The 20,215-nt window shown below is 43.9% G+C and carries 14 protein-coding genes; 11 read left to right on the top strand and 3 right to left on the bottom strand.

The genetic code is table 11. The annotated features are described in order from the left end of the window. The first annotated feature begins 8 nt into the window (after positions 1 to 8). The 3 genes from AC0SAP_RS07295 to tsaA all read left to right on the top strand — a co-directional run bounded on the left by AC0SAP_RS07295 (position 9) and on the right by tsaA (position 4,188). A complete protein-coding gene (locus tag AC0SAP_RS07295) occupies positions 9 to 1,028 on the top strand; it encodes a cell division protein ZipA C-terminal FtsZ-binding domain-containing protein (RefSeq protein ID WP_473383667.1) in 1,020 nt (339 codons plus the stop codon). Between the two features lie 272 nt (positions 1,029 to 1,300). After that, positions 1,301 to 3,343, top strand: coding sequence for an NAD-dependent DNA ligase LigA (gene ligA, locus AC0SAP_RS07300; RefSeq protein ID WP_473383748.1), 2,043 nt, complete (start codon positions 1,301 to 1,303; stop codon positions 3,341 to 3,343). Beyond that, positions 3,343 to 4,188, top strand: coding sequence for a tRNA (N6-threonylcarbamoyladenosine(37)-N6)-methyltransferase TrmO (tsaA, locus tag AC0SAP_RS07305; RefSeq protein ID WP_473383668.1), 846 nt, complete (start codon positions 3,343 to 3,345; stop codon positions 4,186 to 4,188). The genes ligA and tsaA overlap by 1 nt, the downstream gene beginning before the upstream one ends. Positions 4,189 to 4,372: 184 nt before the next feature. Here tsaA and AC0SAP_RS07310 read toward each other — a convergent pair whose 3' ends face one another. Next, positions 4,373 to 4,717, bottom strand: a complete 345-nt coding sequence (locus AC0SAP_RS07310; RefSeq protein ID WP_286481916.1) for a DsrE family protein — start codon at positions 4,715 to 4,717, stop codon at positions 4,373 to 4,375. 698 nt (positions 4,718 to 5,415) lie between these two features. Between AC0SAP_RS07310 and AC0SAP_RS07315 the strand changes: the two genes are divergently transcribed. From AC0SAP_RS07315 to dbpA, 6 genes are all read left to right on the top strand, one after another. Then, the gene (locus AC0SAP_RS07315) at positions 5,416 to 7,491 is read left to right on the top strand and encodes a RelA/SpoT family protein (RefSeq protein WP_109236244.1); all 2,076 of its coding nucleotides are present in this window, start codon (positions 5,416 to 5,418) and stop codon (positions 7,489 to 7,491) included. Positions 7,492 to 8,223: 732 nt separating this feature from the next. Then, the gene (locus AC0SAP_RS07320) at positions 8,224 to 9,339 is read left to right on the top strand and encodes a methionine ABC transporter ATP-binding protein (protein ID WP_473383670.1); all 1,116 of its coding nucleotides are present in this window, start codon (positions 8,224 to 8,226) and stop codon (positions 9,337 to 9,339) included. A 4-nt stretch (positions 9,340 to 9,343) separates the two neighbouring features. After that, a complete protein-coding gene (locus AC0SAP_RS07325; protein ID WP_094567772.1) occupies positions 9,344 to 10,018 on the top strand; it encodes a methionine ABC transporter permease in 675 nt (224 codons plus the stop codon). Positions 10,019 to 10,367: 349 nt separating this feature from the next. Beyond that, positions 10,368 to 11,609, top strand: a complete 1,242-nt coding sequence (locus tag AC0SAP_RS07330; RefSeq protein ID WP_473383672.1) for an acyl-CoA dehydrogenase family protein — start codon at positions 10,368 to 10,370, stop codon at positions 11,607 to 11,609. Positions 11,610 to 11,749: 140 nt separating this feature from the next. Continuing rightward, positions 11,750 to 12,631 carry a MetQ/NlpA family ABC transporter substrate-binding protein gene (locus tag AC0SAP_RS07335; RefSeq protein ID WP_473383674.1) on the top strand — a complete coding sequence of 294 codons (882 nt, stop codon included), beginning with the start codon at positions 11,750 to 11,752 and terminating at the stop codon, positions 12,629 to 12,631. A gap of 90 nt (positions 12,632 to 12,721) precedes the next feature. Next, on the top strand, positions 12,722 to 14,110 hold the full coding sequence (gene dbpA / locus AC0SAP_RS07340) for an ATP-dependent RNA helicase DbpA (RefSeq protein ID WP_473383675.1): 1,389 nt from the start codon (positions 12,722 to 12,724) through the stop codon (positions 14,108 to 14,110). A gap of 195 nt (positions 14,111 to 14,305) precedes the next feature. On the opposite strand, the gene AC0SAP_RS07345 is transcribed toward dbpA, so the two are convergent. Together AC0SAP_RS07345 and glyA are read right to left on the bottom strand one after the other, a co-directional pair. Beyond that, complete coding sequence (locus AC0SAP_RS07345) at positions 14,306 to 14,983, bottom strand: YdcF family protein (protein ID WP_473383676.1); 678 nt, start codon at positions 14,981 to 14,983, stop codon at positions 14,306 to 14,308. 107 nt (positions 14,984 to 15,090) lie between these two features. Further along, complete coding sequence (gene glyA, locus AC0SAP_RS07350) at positions 15,091 to 16,350, bottom strand: serine hydroxymethyltransferase (protein ID WP_473383678.1); 1,260 nt, start codon at positions 16,348 to 16,350, stop codon at positions 15,091 to 15,093. Positions 16,351 to 16,872: 522 nt separating this feature from the next. Here glyA and AC0SAP_RS07355 point away from each other — a divergent pair. Continuing rightward, positions 16,873 to 17,538: a protein-L-isoaspartate O-methyltransferase family protein gene (locus AC0SAP_RS07355; RefSeq protein ID WP_473383679.1), complete on the top strand. Its 666-nt coding sequence runs from the start codon at positions 16,873 to 16,875 to the stop codon at positions 17,536 to 17,538. A gap of 356 nt (positions 17,539 to 17,894) precedes the next feature. Continuing rightward, a complete protein-coding gene (parC, locus tag AC0SAP_RS07360) occupies positions 17,895 to 20,144 on the top strand; it encodes a DNA topoisomerase IV subunit A (RefSeq protein WP_473383681.1) in 2,250 nt (749 codons plus the stop codon). Positions 20,145 to 20,215 lie beyond the last annotated feature (71 nt).

The raw sequence follows: 20,215 nt of genomic DNA on the forward strand, positions 1-20,215 counted from the left end.
TCACTATTATGATCATTGTCTATATCTTAATTGCGCTTCTTTTGATTGCGGCAGCCGTCTATTGGGTTCGCCTTGAGCGGAATAATGTCAAAGAGGAAATTGCAGATAAAGTAGAGCCTGATTTAAAGGATCTCTTTATCGATGGTGAGAGTGCGGAAGGGGTTGAAATGAAAGAACCTTCGGTAGAAAACCTCACCTTTGAAGAGATGCCGGGGATCGATCATGATGATCTCTCCTATCGTCCAAAAGGAGATGATCGGGGTGATAATCTCGCTAGAGAGTCTGTCGTGCGAACTGAAACCGTGAGTGCTGATGCGGCAGTAGAGGGAAGCGATCCGATAGAGTCGAGACAATCGATAGGTAATGAGGGTGACAATAAGAGTGGCAATGAGAGTACAGAACCTACTTTTGTGGCAGATGAAGAGATGGTGATCGATGCACCCCTTCGTCAAGATGATGAAGCACCTAAGAGTGGTTTTTTACAGAAAGTCTCCGACTTTTTCCGAGGCAATCGTGCAGAGCTCGATGATTATAGTGATGATGGTAATTTGATGCGCCCTGCGGCGGTAGAGACTGTCGCTCTGATTTTGAGTGCCGCACCTGATCAGCCTTATACCTTTAAAGAGATCTTAACAGTAGCGCATGAGCTCGATCTTCGGGTAGAGAATGGTGGATTTATCCAGCTTCTAACAACCACCCATTATGGTGATGAGCCGATGTACTCAATTGGTCATCTATTGGGAGAAGGGGTGTTTGATGAGGAACTTGTGCGCCATCATCTTGATGATACAACGCCGGGACTCATCTTCTTCTCCAAAATCCCTGGACCTGATCCCGATATTAGTACGATTGAGCAGCTTCTTGCCGGCATCTATCACTTTAACTCCGCATTAGGGGGGACGATTCTAGATACCCATCAGCGCCCGATGAGTCGTGAGGATCTGATTGAGCTCTTCCATAAGGTGAATAAGCTCGATAATGAGGAGTGGGAGCGTGCTTATGAGGCGTATGAACAGCGCCGCCGTTAATTGCCGGTGAATTGTTTTGCAAAAGAACGAAAGTGAGGAAGTGCTGTTACAATAACAGCACTTTTTTTATAATCATTTCAGAAGAGATGAATAGAAGAGATGAATAGAAGAGATGAATAGAAGAAGTGGTTATAGAAGAAACCAAAAATCAGAAACCAGAAACCAGAAACCAGGAATCATTTTAGAAGCAGTCGATTGAATCGATAAGAGCAGAAAGGATAGAGATGAGTAGAGAGATGAACCCAGAGAAGAAGGAATCGATGAGTGCGTCAATGAATGAGTCGACCAAAGAGTCTATCAAAGAGCGGATCGCTGAATTAACAGAGACCATCAATCGTTTAAATTATAACTACCATGTCCTTGATGAGACCTTAATTCCTGATCATGAATTTGATCAGCTCTTTCATGAGTTAAAGGATCTTGAGGCGCAATATCCACAATATAAAGATCCCAATACGCCGACAGAGAAGGTGGGAGGGCGCGTTCTTTCTGGTTTTACTGAAATTAGACATGAGCGACCAATGCTCTCTTTAGATAATGCTTTTAATGCCGAGGATCTCACCCATTTTCATGAGCGCATTTTAGAGCGTCTTGGGGGAACGGTGACCGAGATTGAGTACTTTGCCGAGCCGAAGCTCGATGGTTTAGCGGTGAGTATTATCTATGAAAATGGTCTTCTGCGCCAAGCGGCAACACGGGGCGATGGTATTACCGGCGAAGATGTGACAGAAAATATTCGTACCATCCGCAGTCTTCCCCATCAATTAAAGGGTGATTTCCCCGCTCGATTAGAGGTTCGTGGTGAAGTCTTTATGCGTAAATCGGTCTTTGAGAAGATCAATGAGCAGCAACTTAAAAGAGGGCAGAAACCTTTCGCAAATCCTCGAAATGCCGCAGCAGGATCGATCCGGCAGCTCGATTCTAAGATTGCTGCCTCTCGACAGCTGAGCTTCTACTGCTATGGGGTTGGGCTCTATGAATCGCTTCCGGTAGAGATTACGCGTCACTCAGAGTGGTTAAGTTATGTCGAGTCCTTAGGTATTCCTATCTCGCCGCTCAATGAGAAGATCGATACTTTAGCGGGGATTGTCGATTATTACCAAAAGATTGAAGCCTCGCGAGATCAGCTTCCCTTTGAGATCGATGGCGTTGTGATTAAGGTGGATGATCTTCTATTGCAAGAGCGATTAGGATTTGTCTCCCGCTCGCCACGTTTTGCGATTGCGGTAAAATTCCCGGCGATGGAGGCGCGTACACGCCTTTTGGATGTCGATTTTCAGGTAGGACGAACGGGAGCGGTTACGCCTGTTGCACGTTTAGAGCCGGTTGAAGTGGGCGGCGTTGTTGTTGCAAATGCGACACTCCATAATCAAGATGAGATCGCACGCTTAGGGGTAATGATCAATGATGAGGTGATGATTCATCGTGCCGGCGATGTGATCCCTAAAGTGATTCGTGTTGTCTTAGAGAGTCGTGATCCTGAATTGGTCAAGCCGATTCTTTTCCCCACTGAGTGCCCTATTTGTGGCTCTCCCATTATTCGTCTTGAAGGGGAAGCGATCGCCCGTTGCAGTGGCGGTTTAACCTGTGATGCTCAAAAGCTAGAGGGATTGAAACATTTTGTCTCCCGTACGGCAATGAATATCGATGGTATCGGCGGCCGTTGGCTAGAGGTGTTGTTGCAGGAAAAAGTGATCGATTCAATTGCGGATCTCTACCATATTCAAAAGACGCGTCTTTTAGAGCTCCCACGGATGGGGGAAAAGTCAGCAGAAAAGATGATTGCCTCTATTGAGGGGAGCAAGAAGCCGGCATTTGCCAACTTTATCTATGCATTAGGCATTCGTGAAGTAGGGGAAGCGACGGCGCGAACATTAGCCAATCATTATGCGAGTCTTTCTGACTTGATGAAGAGTAGCGAGGTTGAGTTGATGCAGCTAGAAGATATTGGTCCTATTGTCGCACAGCGTATTGTTGAATTCTTTGCATTACCCCATCATCAAGCGTTGATTGATGCATTGTTAGATGCCGGCATTAAGATTCAATATCCTCAAAAGGTTGTCGCGACTGAGAATGCAGCTCTCCCATTTTTAGGGGAGACTTGGGTGATTACCGGGACTTTAAGTCATTTTGATCGAAATGGGGCGAAGGAAAAGTTGATCTCTCTCGGGGCGAAAGTGACCGGCTCTGTCTCTAAATCGACCACGCGTCTATTAGCCGGTGAGAAGGCAGGCAGTAAATTGACGCAGGCAGAAAAGAATGGCGTTGAGGTGATCAGCGAAGAACGCTTCTTAGAGATGATTGAGGGATTGTAATGGGCTTTAAGGAGTCATGGGGTCAGGAGCAGTGGGATCGGGAGCCGTGGGATCAGGAGGCTTGGCGCCGGGATCATTGCCGTATGATAGAGCCGATTGCTTGGATGGAGAGCTGTTTTCCTGAAAAGTTTGGCGTGCCACGACAAGCAGGTATCGTTCCATCGGCAGAAGGGGTGATTCATCTGATTCCCCCATTCGATCATGAGACCTATCTCACAGGATTAGAGCTCTCAAGCCATCTTTGGCTCACTTTTGGTTTTCATCAAAATGAGTGGAAAGGAAAGGGGACTGTTCGCCCACAACGTTTAGGGGGCAACGCACGAATGGGAGTTTTTGCCACGCGGAGCTCTTTTCGACCTAATGGTTTAGGTTTGTCTGCTGTAAAGATTGAATCGATCGATTTTCAGGCGGGAAAAATTACCGTTTCAGGACATGATCTTGTAGAGAAGACGCCAATCTACTGCATTAAACCCTATATCCCTTTTGCTGATGCGATTATTGAGGCAAAGAGTGATTTTGCCGTGATGCCACCGGAGCAATATCCCGTATTTTTCAGTGATGAGGCGGAATCAGCGCTGCAATTAATTCTTCCGCTTGCGCCCGATCTGAAAAGATTGATTATCGAGGTAGTATCGCAAAATCCACTGCCACAATTCCATCATGATTTCTCTCGTATCTACGGCGTAAGATTATTGCATTGGAATATTCAATTTCAGAAGATCGATCTTCAAGCCGACATGGCATCGGATCTGCAATATACGTCTAAAAATCAGCCAAATAGGGAGGCGATCGGCTTTAGAGTGATAAAGATCAATATTGCTGATCCTAAAATGAAGGATACTTAACGGAAAGCGAACTTCGTTTTTTAATTCCTATTGAGTGAGTAGTTTACCCCTTAAGATCTACAGATCCTAAGGGGTCTTTTTTGTTCCTGATTTTAATTTTAGTCGGGATCACCATCTTGCCTGAGATATCAGGTCTATGACGTATGCCATAATATGAAAGATGGGATATAAGAGGTGTGAAGCGTTAAGGTTTCAGATAGGCAAAACCATTGTTTTGATCTTCCACGATGGAGATAATCCCAACAGGAACGATTCCGATTTTAGAGGGAATTGTATCGGGATTGAGCATCGAAGGCGTGACATTTTGTCCGATGAGAGAGTTGTTACAAGCAAAGAAGTGAATATTAGGATCATCAATCGCGGTGATCTGTTCGCGAATTTTGGGATCGAGATATCCTTGAATCGCATTCACATTGGCAACAACATGAATGGTGTAGCTATCGCGCAATCCCTTCACACTATTGTTGATATTGTTAATAACCGTTTGCCATTTATCGAGATCACTAATATGAATCACTAATTTAAACATATGAACTCCTTATAAGAATGCTTAAAAAGGGGAGATCCCCCACGAAATAGAAGAGCTTTTATCGGCACTTGTTTCCGCCTTATTTATCTCTTATTGATCTATTATTAAATATATTATTTGATGATATTATTGAATGGTGTTATTTAATAATTTTCTATTACTAATATTGATTATTGTCACTGATTATTAAAGACTACTGTTTTTGATTGTTACTTTTTGATTGTGACTATTTATCATAACGGCTTACTAGCATCACTGCGATAATTGCTTACAATCACCCTCAATCACCCTCAATCACCCGATAATCATCACTTTCATCGGTATTATCTTTTATCTCTTCTTTTATCTCTTTTATTATCTATATTATAGTGTTGAAGAGAGATTGTATATCTCTTATCGAGTCTTGATGGCTCGGTCGAGCGATTAGTAGTATATCGAAGAGCGTATCGAAGAGTGTATCGAACACTCTATTGTTTGATTGATATTGAGGTTGATATTGAGGTTGAGATTGAGCAGCGTTATGTAGGCATGAATATCGCCTGATATCGATACTTTTGCTAAGATCAGAGTTGAAACTCTGCTAAAACGCCCATTTGTGCGCTATTCTCCCTGCTAAATATTTCTCGGATCATTGCAATAGTCGGGCGAATTGCTTACTATTTTTGGATATAAAAATAAATAGAGATGGAGAAGTAGATGTGTCAAAGTCAATTACATTGACCGCTCTCCTTGAGTGGCTACAAAGTAAAGAAGCGACGTGGAAGCCGGAGTATTATGCGGCCTGTATAAAACATCAGGAGCATCCTCTTTTTAAGATGGCATTAGAAACGGCATTCTATCTGGAACAGTTAGAGATTGAGGCGATGCCACAAGTCGCACTGATCCTCTTTGTTTTAGGCGTTCCTGTTGAAGAGCAGCCTGAAGGCACACGAAAATTTATCCAATATCTCGGCGTTGTCAATTTCTTAACATCAGGGGCGATCTCTCATGAGAAGTCACCTGAGACTTTGCGGAAGATGTTTTTAGCTTTTGCCGAAGATGTGCGCGTGATTGTGGTGATGCTCGCTTATCAGGTGATTGTGATGCGAAATGCGCGTGATTCGCAAGAGGAGAAGCAGCGTCTTATCGCCCAAAATACCAATACCATCTTTGCGCCGATCGCCAATCGTTTAGGATTAGCTCAAATTAAGTGGGAGTTAGAGGATTACGCTTTTCGTTTCTTAGAGCCTGAGTTTTATCGCGAGATTGCCTCTAAATTGGATGGCAAGCGTCAGGTGCGAGAGCAATATATTCTTGATGTGATCGAAATGATCGAAAAGCTTCTCGAGCAGCACGCTATTGAAGGTGAGGTGACCGGGCGCGTTAAGCATATCTACAGTATTGCGCGGAAGATGCGCCAGAAAAACCTAGCTTTTGAGCAGCTCTATGATATCCGGGCGGTGCGTATTTTAGTCGATAGTACCGCTGATTGTTATGCCGTATTGGGGATGATTCATGATCTTTGGACCCCGATTCCCCGCGAGTTTGATGATTATATTGCCAATCCCAAACCTAATGGATATCAATCTCTCCATACGGTTGTATTAGCGCCTGAGGATCGTACCTTGGAGGTGCAGATCAGGACGCATCAGATGCACAATGATGCCGAGAAGGGTGTTGCTGCTCACTGGAAGTATAAAGAGGGGCGCGGCACCTCGATCGATCAAGCGGACCTCAATTGGTTACGAGATCACTTAGATCGCGTTTTAGAAGAGGGGGAAGAGCAGATCACAGAGGAGAGCATCTTCAATGAGAATGTCTTTGTGATGACCCCTGCCGGCGAGCCGATTGAGTTGATTGCCGGCTCAACGCCTCTCGATTTTGCTTATAAAATTCATACCGGTTTAGGGAATCGCTGTCGAGGTGCGAAGGTCAATGGTGCTATTGTTCCACTCACCTACGTGCTTCAAAATCGTGATGTCGTTGAGATTTTAACCGGAAAACTCCCTAATCCAAGTCGTGATTGGATGTCGCCCCATTTGGGCTATACCGGCTCTAGTCGAACACGTTCTAAGATTCGTGCTTGGTTTAGAGCACAAGAGATTGAGAGTAATCTTCAAGCGGGCAAGCAGATGGTGGAAAAGGAGCTTGCGCGCCTCAATGTCCGTTTAAGTGATGAGGAGTTAAGACGTCTTGCAAGTCGTCTACATTGCACGAGCCTTAATGATCTCTATGCCAATATTGGTGCCGGAGAGATCACGATAGCGCAACTTCTATCGCGTCTGCCGGGGGAGAAGCCGAAGAATAATTTCGATCCAGAATTGATGGTGCGTCCACAGAGTAAAAAGGCACAAAGTGGTATTCAGGTGAAAGGGATGGGGAAATTATTAACCACCATCGCGACCTGCTGTAAACCTGCACCTCCCGATCTTATTGGCGGCTATATTACAATCAATCGTGGTGTGACGATCCATCGCATTAACTGTGTTAACTATCGCAATATGTTGGAACAACATCCAGAAAGGGAGATCGATGTCGATTGGGGCTCAACAGATGAGCGCGTAGTGCAGGCGGATATTCATGTAACGGCCTATGCTAATGTCGATCTTTTGCAAGAGATTAGCCAATTAGTCTCCGCAGAGCATCTTAAGATCACCAATATGAATATGAAGAGTGAGGCAGATGATACCCGCTCTATTAGCTTTACCTTAGAGATCAACCATGTAGATCAATTGAGTCGTCTACTCGATCGAATCAATCAGATTCCTGCCGTCTTACAAGCCTATCGAAAGTAGTCAATCGAAAGGAGCTGATCATCGTCGCCGGCCGGACACACGATCCATTATCAAAAGGATAATAGTGAAAGGGATGGTAATGCCGGAATAGCGGATAAGAGATAGCGGATATATTGCTAGAAGAGAGTCTACTGATCGGTAGGCTCTTTTTTTTATTTGTTAATGATCTATTTTCTACTTCTCTCGACCCGCTCTTATCTTTCTCCTTATCTTTCTCCTTATCTCTCTTATTTTCACCCGTGTGTTGTATCACGCGGTGAGGAGATGATCTTGATAAATCTCTTAAGAGATTCTTAAAAAAATCTTAATACCTATTGTTTTTATATGATAGGTATGTTTTATTATAGAGAGTCGCTCAATAGCAAAGATTGGTAGAAAGAGTTGTAGAGAGAGTTGCATTGAGAAACAATCATCTAGAAGAAGCATCGCTATGAAGATTGCGCTTTTACATAAAAGGTTGAATAATTGAGGGTTGCCATTAGCTTTAATGGCAGGCTAAAGGGTAGGATTGAGAGGAGAATGGGAGATGTCTCGATTGAGAGAAAGCCAGCGAGCAGGCGGGGAAGATCGCAGAGATTTATCGATAAAGATGGAGGGGATGATGCCATTATGGATGATGATTTCGATGCTAAGAGAGATCTGTTGTCGCCCCTATCAATCTCAATATCAATATCCATCTCAGTTCCAATTCCAATCGGTTTTATACCCAGTTAATAAAATGGAGAGACCCCAGTGATTCAATTTAAAAATATTTATAAAACATACCTGCGCAATGGTGTAGAGACGGAAGCGTTAAAGGATGTCAATCTTCATATCGAAAAGGGTGATATTTTTGGTGTTATCGGCTATAGCGGTGCGGGAAAGAGTACCTTAATTCGTCTTGTGAATGATATTGAGAGCCCAACGCGAGGAGAGGTGATTGTCGATGGGCGAAATCTTGCCTCATATACACCGAAAGAGCTCCGTTTAGCCAAAAAGAATATCGGCATGATCTTCCAACACTTCAATCTCTTAGAGACCAAGAGTGTTGCTGAGAATATTGCGCTACCCCTTACTCTCAATGGTAAGCACTCAAAGGCTGAGATCGATGCGCGTGTTGAGGAGCTCTTAAACTTTGTTGAGCTGCCTGATAAAAAACATGCTTACCCTCGGGAGTTGTCGGGCGGGCAGAAGCAGCGAATCGGTATTGCAAGGGCATTAGCAAATAATCCTAAAATCCTTCTTTGCGATGAGGCAACCTCAGCGCTCGATCCGCAAACAACTATCGCTATTTTGGATCTTTTAAAGAAGATCAATCAGGAGCAGGGGGTCACGATTATGATGGTCACCCATCAGATGGAGGTGGTTGAATATCTCTGTAATAAGGTTGCGGTAATGGAGAAGGGACGTGTTATTGAGACGGGGCGTACCATCGATCTTTTTGGAAATCCAGAGCAACCTACAACAAAGAGCTTTGTTCGTACTGTAATTGGTGATTCTATTCCAGAGCGCGTGCTCGCGAATTTAGATGATCCCTCTATCAAAGATATCTACCGTTTTGAGTTTTTAGGGCGTTCTGCACAGGAACCGGTGATCAATGAGTTGATCTTGAAAGGGGATGTGGTGATCAATATCCTCTTTGCCAATATGATTGAGATTGAGGGCAATATCTTAGGAAGTACCTTTGTGCAGATGAAGGGGGCGCCGGAGAAGGTGGAGGAGGCGATTGCATTTCTCCGATTCCATGGAGTTCGTGTAACGCATGAAGGATCTAAAAGATCGATCAATATGAGTCAACGAGTCTTAAATAGTGATGATCTTGGGCAGAAAGCGCAAGGCAAAGAATCCACAAATAGAGTAGAGGGGTAGAGAGATGTTGGAGTGGTATTTAGAAAAATTCCCGACGCAGATTACTTTAGATCAATTTTTACAAGCCTGTTGGGAAACGGTTGTTATGGTGAGTGTTTCGCTCTTCATCGGTATTATTATCGGCTCATTGATCGGTATTACACTGGTGTTAACGCGCCCCGGAGGGATTCGCCCCAATAATAGCATCTATATGGTTCTCAATTGGGTGGTCAATATTACAAGATCGCTCCCCTTTATTATTCTTCTGGTGGCGATTCTTCCCTTTACGAAGTGGTTAGTTCAGACATCGATCGGAACACCAGCGGCGATTGTACCGTTAGTGGTCTATATCTCCCCCTTTATTGGCCGTTTAGTGGAGAGTTCACTTCTTGAAGTGGATAAAGGGATTATCGAAGCGGCAAATTCAATGGGTGCAACCACATTTCAAACGGTATGGAAGTTTCTCTTACCTGAAGCGCGTGGCTCACTCATTTTAAACTTTACCACCGCGATTATAGGCTTGATTGGCGCTACGGCGATGGCTGGGGCTGTAGGAGCCGGCGGTATTGGCGATTTAGCGATTAACTACGGTTATCACCGCTATGATAATGTGGCGATGTTCTACACTGTGATTACCTTGATTGTTGTTGTACAGACGATTCAATCTTTAGGAAACTTCTTAGCAAAACGTTATCGCTAATCAAATTCTGGATAAGATTCTAGATAAAATTTCAGATCCCGCTCTTTGGTAGCTTTCTTTTTATTATAGATCTAGATCTATAGATCGATATTGAGGGATGAGATAAAGAGGCGGTCTTATAGAAGGCATCGAAGGGTGGGAGCATATTTATTACCATGTTTAACAACATCAACAACATCAACAACATCAACAACATCAACAACATCAACAACATCAACAACATCAACAACATCAACAAGATCATCTAGTCTGGTCTAATTCTATTTAATTCTATTTAATTTCATCTATTTTAATCTTAATGACTGTGCGCTCTTTAGCGTGCATTCGATCAATTCATCTTGGAGAAAGTATGACAGAGCAATATGACGGGGGAGGGGAATCTCAGATCTCCCCTCAAGCAAAGCTAGATATCGATTCACTCCTGAAAAGAGCTTTTGATGGAGAGATCAATCTCCTCACCTTAACGCGCCGTGAGCGCTTAGAGGTGGTGGCAAAAATTGCACAATATTTTAAGGAGAATGCGGAGAAGCATGATCGTGCCGGGACCTTTCCTTTTGAGAATTATCGGTTATTGCGAGCGATCCATTTCCCGGCATTAACGATTCCTAAAACACTTGGTGGTGGCGGGATCTCTTTAGAGGAGATGCTTCGACTGCAAGCTGAAATTGCTAAAAATGATGGCTCAACAGGGCTTGCTATCGGTTGGCATATGGGGATTAGCAAACATCTTGGGGAGAATAAGCTCTGGGCGGAGGCCCTCTACCGCGATTTTGCAGAAGAAGTGATATCACAAGGCGCATTGATCAATAATGCGGCAACAGAGAGAGCAACCGGAAGCCCGACAAGAGGGGGAAGACCCGAGACAATAGCGGTAAAGGAGGGGAATCATTGGCGCTTAAATGGACGAAAGACCTTTACAACGCTCTCACCTGTTTTAGACTTTTTTGCCGTCAGCGCCTCAATTGAGAGGAGCGATCAGGTTGCGAGCTTTCTGGTACGAAGAGATCTTCCCGGCGTATCGATTGAAGAGAGTTGGGACTCGATCTCGATGAGTGCTACCGGCAGCCATGATCTTGTTTTAGAGGATGTTCTCTTAGATGCCGATGATTTAGCGCAATACTTAATCCCCGGGGAGAAACAACCACAAGGTTGGCTACTCCATATTCCGGCAGTCTACTTTGGCATCGCGACAGGGGCTTATGAAGAGGCGCTTCATTTTGCGAATCATTATCGCTCAAATGCAATGCCGGCACCGGTCGGGAATTTCCCAACAGTTCAGCAGAAGCTCGGTGAGATTCGAGTTCTTCTATTGGAGATGGAGTATTTTCTCTTTGGTGTTGCCAAAGAGTGGGATGAGGCGGATCAAGCAATGCGTTCAACGATGGGGGAAGTATTGAGTGCCGTTAAGATTGCCACTGTGAATAATGCCTTAAAGGTTGTCGATTTAGCGATGCGAATTGTCGGGGCGCGAAGTCTTGCACAATCCCATCCGCTTTCACGTGCTTATCGCGATGTTCGTGCCGGGCTCCATAATCCACCGATGGAGGATATGGTCTATACGCAACTGGCAAAGGGAGTTTTAACTTTTTAGGGCGTTATTGTCGGGGCTCATGCCGTAGAAGAGGGATGAATTGATCATCATAAAATCGATAAGTACAAAACAACAAAATCAATAAAACAACAAAAACAACAAAAAAACAGTAAAAGAAAACACTCAATAGGAGAGTATTTATGAAACAGAAGTATATCAGCCTATATAGGCAAACTTTTAGGGGATTTTATCTTCATCAACAGAGATTGAGGCAAGTATTGAAAATGTCGCTCCTCTTTGTGAGCAGTCTCTTCTTAATTGCTTGTGGTAAAGAGGGTGAAGAGAAACAGATTGTTTTTGGATTAGGTCCTTCCATCTACGTAGATCAGGTTGAAAATGGAATTATTCCTCTTTTGGAGAAAGAGGGATATGAAGTGGTTATCCGTATCTTTTCTCATAACTCTCAAATACCGCCGGCACTGAAAGATGGTGCAGTAGATGTCTCCGTTCATATTAGTACAGCAAATCTGCATGAAATGAATCGTCGATTAGGGGGAGATCCTATGATGGTTTGGGCGGATACACCGAGCGCGCCCCAGACAATACGCTCTACGAGATATCATTTGATCGATGATGTTCGTGATGGAATGACAGTAGCGATTCCTAATGACCCTGTCAGCTCAGAAAGAGCAGCAAGATTATTAGAATCGGTTGGCTGGATAACGTTAGCACCTGAAATTGATGTCTCCACATTCCATGTAAAAGAGATTAAGCCAGGAAGTGTGGCGCTTAATATTATTGAGATGGAGTCAGCACAGATGTTGCGGGTCATTAATGACGTGGATTTTGTTGTTGTAAATGGCAATTTTGTGACCAATGCTGGCCTCCGTATTCAAGATGGGTTAGCAATTGAGAATTCGCCTGAAGAACACCTTGTTAAGGTGGCTATTTTGGAGAAAAATCAAGATACAGCATGGGCAAAGGCAGTGAAGGATGCTTATCAATCGAAGGAGTTTGAAAATTATATTAAATCAGATCCCATCTATGAAGGATTAATCTTCCCCACCGCTTGGGAGAAGTAGTTGAATACTATTTCTCACCTTAAAAGGTGTTATTCGCTATAAAGTTCAGTATCATCACTCTTTGTTTCTATTGATAAGTGAGTCCTATCTGTGTCAACTTTACATTTTTCTGATCTCTCCCTTCCTAAAGCACAACTTCGAAATTTAGAGGAGTTAGGTTATCACCAGATGACGCCGATTCAGGCGAGCTCTCTTCCAACGATTTTAAAGGGGGGAGATCTGATCGGTCAGGCGCAGACAGGAAGTGGTAAAACTGCTGCTTTCGGAATTGGCTTATTGGAAGCGATCGATCTTAAGCATTTTACAACACAAGGATTAGTGATCTGTCCGACAAGAGAGCTTGCTGAACAAGTTCGTCAAGAGATTCGTCGCTTAGGTCGTTATCTTCCTAATTTAAAGATCTCTGCGATCTGTGGTGGCGTACCTATTCGGCATCAGATCCATTCACTGTCGCAACATGCGCCCCATATTGCGGTGGGAACGCCGGGGCGGCTTCTTGATCATTTAGGAAGAGGGACGCTCGATCTCTCTTATACTAAAGTTTTAGTCTTAGATGAGGCGGATCGCATGCTCGATATGGGATTTGCAGATGAGGTGGCGGAGATTATTCGTTATATCCCTAAAAAGCGGCAAACACTCCTCTTCTCAGCAACATTTCCTGAAGATATTCGTCGGATGAGCCGCCAATTTCAACATCGACCGAAAGAGGTTGTTGTCGAAGCTTTAGTGGAGAATCGCCCGAAAATATCACAGAGTGTGGTTCTCGTAGAAGATGGAAGAGATAAGCCGGCAGTAACCGCGGAGATTCTCTACCACTATCGACCACAATCTTCGGTGATCTTCTGTAATACCATTGCTACGACCATTGAAGTTACCGATTTCTTACAGCGCCATCGAATCGATGCCTTAGCACTCCATGGAGATCTTGATCAGAAAGATCGGGATCAAGTTTTGATTCAATTTAGCAATCGAAGCTGTCCTGTCTTAGTGGCAACGGATGTAGCGGCAAGAGGACTTGATATTGATGATCTCTCTTTAGTGCTCAATTTTGATGTCCCTTTTGATCCTGAAGTCTATGTCCATCGCATTGGCCGAACAGGGCGTGCCGGCAAAGAGGGGCGCGCACTCACCTTTTCGTTAAGCTATAAGCAGGAGCGAATCGAGATGATTGAAGCGGCATTAGAGCAGCAATTTCCACGAATCTCAGCCTCAGAGCTGAAGGGAACGCCTGCACCCCTTCATGCGGAGATGGTAACTATTGAGATTAATGAGGGGCGGAAAGCGAAGATTAGTGCCGGCGATATTTTAGGGGCATTAACTGCAAATGAGGCTATTAGTGGTAGTGATGTCGGAAAGATCACCCTGTTGCCGATGAAAGCCTATGTTGCCATTAAGGCGCCACTTGCTAAAATCGCTGTCGATCAGATCTGGCGCCGACCGATTAAAGGCATTGAGTGTCGAGCAAGAGTTTTAAGATAGTTAAGCTCCACAGATCTATGATGATGGTGAGTATGGCGCGATGATCGATCTTCAAAGAGCTGACACTTGCATTGCAATATAGTGTAGAGTTTCCCATCTTAAAGAGAATGCTGCCTATACGTTCTATGAATTGAGAGAGGAGAAGGCGCAAGAAGAAGCATTACAACTCTGGCAAGAGGCGGGGAATGAAGGGACCTACTGACTCTCTGGGAAATCTCGCAACCAAGAGTGCAGATAGGCAAGCGGTTCTCGCAGATGAGCGATGATCCAAGGTTTTATTCTTGGAGGCGTATCACTTCCTAAGCCATCTATTGTCTCCCAAGGGAGATTGCTTCGCCGGGCTAACATCATCGCGCGGGGGAGATGAAAATCATTGGTAATAATGAGCGGATGCTTAATCTCAATTCCTTGTTGCCGGAGGATCTGATCGCTATTGATAAATTGTTCGGCAGTACGGGTGGATTGTTCTTCAACAAAGATCTGCTCGTCAGGGATGCCGAGGGCGAGAAGGTAGCGTTTCATCACCATCGCCTCACTCTCTGTTAACTGATCGGGATAACCGCCTGAAGTGATAATGAGCAGTTCTGGATGTTGTCGCCAATAGTGATAGGCAAGATCGAGTCTTTCTTTCAAGGTTGCCGTCGGCCTGAGAGGCTCCCCCTCAATTTTAGCGCCGAGAACAATGATCAGATCGATTCTCTCTTCAGCCTCAGCGGTTAACTGCCGATATTGGGCGCTCTGAGTGGCGATCATTATATTGCTGATGATAAAAAACAGTAGGAGAGCAGAGAGGAGAAGCGCTAAAAGGAGTCGCGCGCGTCGAAGCGAGCAGAGTCGTAGAGGGGCGCGTCTAGCTGAAGATTGGATTGGCATCTTGGTTTTGGTCTGAATGCTAATTGATATTTTAAGGTTGATAAAAAAGGTTATCCTCTAAGAAGGATAACCTTTTTTCTAATGCTGCGTCTTATCGTCTGATTACCTTATACCACTGAATCTGGATAGACAGGGAATTTGTCACAGAGTGAAACGACATTTTTTGCAACGCGCTCAATCACAGAATCATCATCGATATTATCTAAAACATCACAGATCCAGTTAGCAAGCAGATCACATTGCGCTTCTTTAAAACCGCGTGTAGTAATTGCAGGTGTACCGATACGAATACCTGATGTCACAAAAGGTGATTGTGGGTCATTAGGAACAGAGTTCTTATTGACGGTAATATTAGCGCGACCTAAAGCTTCGTCTGCTTGTTTTCCAGTTAAACCGCGATCGATAAGATCCACTAACATTAAGTGGTTGTCAGTACCGTTAGAGACAATCTTATAGCCACGAGATTGGAAGACGCGAGCCATCGTTTTTGCATTGGCAATCACCTGCTTTTGATACTCAATAAACTCAGGTTGTAGCGCTTCAAGGAATGCAACCGCTTTTGCTGCGATCACATGCATCAGTGGACCACCTTGAATTCCAGGGAAGATTGCTGAATTGAGTTTCTTCTCAAGTTCAGGGCGATTTTTACTAAGGATGAGACCACCGCGTGGACCACGAAGTGTTTTATGGGTTGTGGTTGTTACCACATCAGCATAATCGATCGGGTTAGGGTAGAGACCTGCCGCAACTAAACCGGCAACGTGGGCAATATCAGTAAAGAGATAAGCATCTACTTTATCGGCAATCTCACGGAAACGTTTGAAGTCTAAAGTTTTTGAGTATGCAGAGAAGCCCGCAACAATCATTTTAGGCTTATGTTCAAGCGCAAGGCGTTCCACTTCATCATAATCGATCAAGCCATTGTTATCGACGCCGTAATGGACTGCATTATAGGTTTTGCCTGAGAAGTTAACCTTCGCCCCATGGGTTAAGTGACCACCATGATCGAGGCTCATTCCTAAAACGGTATCGCCAGGATTTAAGAGTGCTAAATAGACAGCACCATTTGCTTGTGAACCTGAATGGGGTTGAACGTTGGCATAATCTGCACCAAAGAGCTTTTTCGCACGCTCAATGGCAAGATCTTCAGCGATATCGACAAATTCACAGCCGCCGTAGTAACGTTTGCCGGGATAACCTTCCGCATACTTGTTGGTCAGTTGTGAACCTTGAAGTTCCATCACAAGCGGAGAGCAGTAGTTTTCAGAAGCGATCAATTCAATATGATCTTGTTGACGTCTATTTTCTTGCTCAACAGCCTCAAAAAGGGCGGGATCAAACTCTTTTAATGAGATATTTTTAAACATGAATCATTCCTTAGGGGTTAAGAACAAAAGATGTGGTGCGCTCTTAGTTTAGTTTTTCCGGCATAAGCTTGCAACTTAATTGTCATTCTCTAAGGGCATTCTTACCGGCATCGCTTTAGGTTTATTCTTTAGGGAAAATATCTTGCATTAAAGAGAATGGAAGAGAAGAGAATGGAAGAGGGAAGGGAGAATCAAAAGAGGCGTTGGAAGGAGAGACAAGAAGAGAGGTAAGAAGAGAAGTAAGAAGAGAAGTAAGAAGAGATGAGGGAGACACAGGAAGATAAAGAGTGCGAGAAGTTGATGGATGTCGATTTGTGATTGAATAATTTCAATGAGCTTTTGAATGGTGGTATGATGTGAGGCTTATAAAGCTATTTTAGTGTTGTAGCTTAGAGCGGTCGCTTTCTTAAGATTAAGCTATCAAGAATTAAGCTATCAACAGAGATTAAAAAACAGATCAACCGTGTTAATAATTGCGCAGAAGATTTCGGTGATGATTATTCGCTTTGGAAAGGTGGAAAAATGTTAGATAACGAACTTAAAATCCAACAAGCTCGCACAAATATGATTCAGCAGATGTTGAGACCTTGGAATATCCTCAATCAACGAGTACTTGAGGTTTTCGATGTGGTGCCCCGTAACCATTTTGTCCCTAAAGAGTATGAAGGTCTTGCTTTTTCAGAGACAAGAATTCCCCTCAATGAGACCCACTTGATGTTGCCACCGACTTATGAAGGACGTTTTCTTCAAGAGACTCGTATCGAAGATCATGAGAGAGTCTTAATTGTTGGAAGTGGTAGCGGATTTTTAGCAGCGTGTGCTTCGCGTTTAGGAAATGAAGTCGTTGCGGTTGATATTGTTGAGCGCTTCAATGTCAATGCAGAAGCGATTACCCGTGAGCTTGGTTATACTAACATCACCTATCAAACAGGTGATATTCGCGATATCTACCAAGATTTAGGTGCTTTTGATGTGGTGATCTTTACCGGTTCACTTCCTGAGATGCCAGCTGCATATTTTGAGCTTCTCAATGAGAAGGGACGTATCTTAGCAACAGTGGGTAAGAAAAATGCGATGCATGTAACACTCTTTACTAAAGTTGCCGGAGAAATTAGAACCGAACCTGTCTATGAGCGTGATTTAGAGCGCTTGATCGGCTTTGAGGATAAACCTCAGTTTGAGTTTTAAGTCGATATTTAAGAGAATAGGTCACGGCAGATAGTCTCAATCGACTATCCCTGAACCCATCTATCTTCTGAGATTAGATGGGTTTTTATTTATCACGCTACTCAATTATAGCGCTGCATTTTTTGATTACTTTTCCAGTGGCTTTTCAGACAGTTTTCAGATCGTTTTAAACAAATTTTACTTTATTAAAAGTCATAAAATGATATAAACCTACTTCTTTCTTGTCTCTACAAGGAAGTGTTCTCTTCTCAAGCGAATTGAATTAATTTTGCTTGGGATGCAAGACATAGTTGAAACAGTTGAAACAATAGCGCCAATTGAATAAATATGGATTAATGTGGACAAATGGGAAGATTATGAGCCATCTAGCGAATAAAAACTTTGAAGTACAACCTGTTGCCGATTTTGCGCAAACGGCCTATTTAAACTACTCGATGTATGTGATTATGGATCGTGCGCTCCCCTATATCGGCGATGGATTAAAGCCGGTTCAGAGACGTATTATCTATGCAATGAGTGAGTTAGGCCTCAATGCCGCCAGTAAGCCTAAAAAATCAGCCCGTACCGTCGGGGATGTTTTAGGTAAATATCATCCCCATGGTGATATTGCCTGTTATGAAGCGATGGTATTGATGGCACAACCCTTCTCCTATCGTTATCCATTAGTGGAGGGTCAGGGTAACTTCGGTTCGCTCGATAATCCCAAATCATTTGCGGCGATGCGTTATACCGAGTCGAAGCTCTCTCGCTATGCAGAGCTTCTTCTTAAGGAACTGGGTGAAGGGACGGTCGATTGGGTTCCTAACTTTGATGGTTCGCTCGATGAACCTAAACTTCTGCCGGCACGTGTTCCTAATATCCTCCTCAATGGTGGAACAGGGATCGCTGTCGGGATGGCAACTGATATTCCTTCACACAACTTACGAGAGGTGGCGAAAGGGGTCTGCGCGCTGATCGACAACCCTGACCTTACCGGTAAAGCACTCCATAAGATTATTCCGGCACCCGATTATCCTACGGGAGGAGAGATTATCACTCCTAAAGAGGAGCTTTTGAGTATCTATGAAAAGGGTCGTGGTTCGATCCGTGTTCGTGCAAGATACCGTGTTGAGAATGATGAGATCATTATCTATGAATTGCCTTATCAGGTCTCCGGCGAGAAGATTCAGCAAGATATCGCCGCTCAGATGCAATCTAAAAAATTGCCGATGATTGAAGATATTCGTGATGAATCAGACCATGATGAGCCGGTTCGTATTGTCTTGATTCCTCGCTCGAGTCGTGTGGATGTTGAGATGGTGATGAATCATCTCTTTGCGACTACCGATTTAGAGAAGTCATTTCGCGTCAATATGAATATGATCGGGCTCGATCTGAAGCCAAAGGTGAAATCATTGGTGGACATTTTACGGGAATGGATTGAGTTTCGTCGTGGAACGGTGGTTCGTCGCTTAACATTCCATAAAAATCGTATTGAAAAGCGATTACATCTCCTAGAAGGGCTCTTAATTGCTTTTCTCAATCTCGATGAGGTGATTCGTATTATCCGTTTTGAAGATGAGCCGAAAGCAGAGTTAATGGCACAATTTAACCTGAGCGAAGCGCAAGCGGACTATATTTTAGAGACAAAATTACGACAGCTCGCAAAGCTTGAGGAGATGAAACTTAAAGGGGAAGAGGCAGAACTTCGTGCCAAGCTTGAAGAGATCCTAGCGCATCTCAATGATGCCACAATGATCGATGCGTTGATTAAGCGAGAGATCACAGAAGATGCCGAAAAATATGGTGATGATCGACGCTCTAAAGTGGTGGAACGAGAAGCCGCTGAAGCGATCGATGAATCGGCATTAGTTTCAAATGAGCCGGTGATGATTGTTCTATCGAAGATGGGATGGGTGCGTGCGGCGAAGAGTCTCGATATCGATCCTGAAGGCTTAAGTTATAAGACGGGGGATCAATATCTCACCTCATGTATCGGTCGAAATAATCAGCAATTGGTTCTTTTTGATAGTACCGGTCGCTGTTATAGTACGCCGGCACATACATTGCCAACCGCAAGAACGCAAGGAGAGCCCATTACGGCGCGGATCAATTTAGCAGATGGGGCGAAGATTGAGCAGATTATTCTCGATAAAGAGGAGAGTCACTATCTTCTAAGTGCCACAAATGGTTACGGTTTTATCGGCAGTTATCGTGAATTTTTAACGCGTCAACGCGCAGGGAAAGCGATGATCAATCTTAATGATGGTGCGATGATGCTTCCGCCTCAAAAGATTGAAGATATTGAGAATCAATGGGTGATTGCGGTTAGTGAACAAGGACGCTTTTTGGTGGTACCTCTGCGTGAATTACCACAAATTGCAAGAGGAAAGGGGAATCAGATTATCGGTATTCCCGGCGCACAATTTAAGGCGAAGAAGGATTCCCTTGTGGCTACTTTAGTCTTCTCTAATGAGGATACTTTAGAGGTGGAATATGGTAAGCGTCGCTTTAAATTGACACCTAGTGAATGGCAGCCTCTGATCGATGAGCGTGGAAAAAGAGGAGAAGAGTTACGGGTTAATCTGAAGTTAAAGTCGATTACGATTGCAAATAGAGCAGAATAGACTTATAATTTCGGGCTTGATAGTTACAACTGGTCGCGGTTGTAACACATTTTAAACACTTTTAATTGGAG

It is taken from the genome of Ignatzschineria sp. PL_is040 (assembly GCF_055813795.1).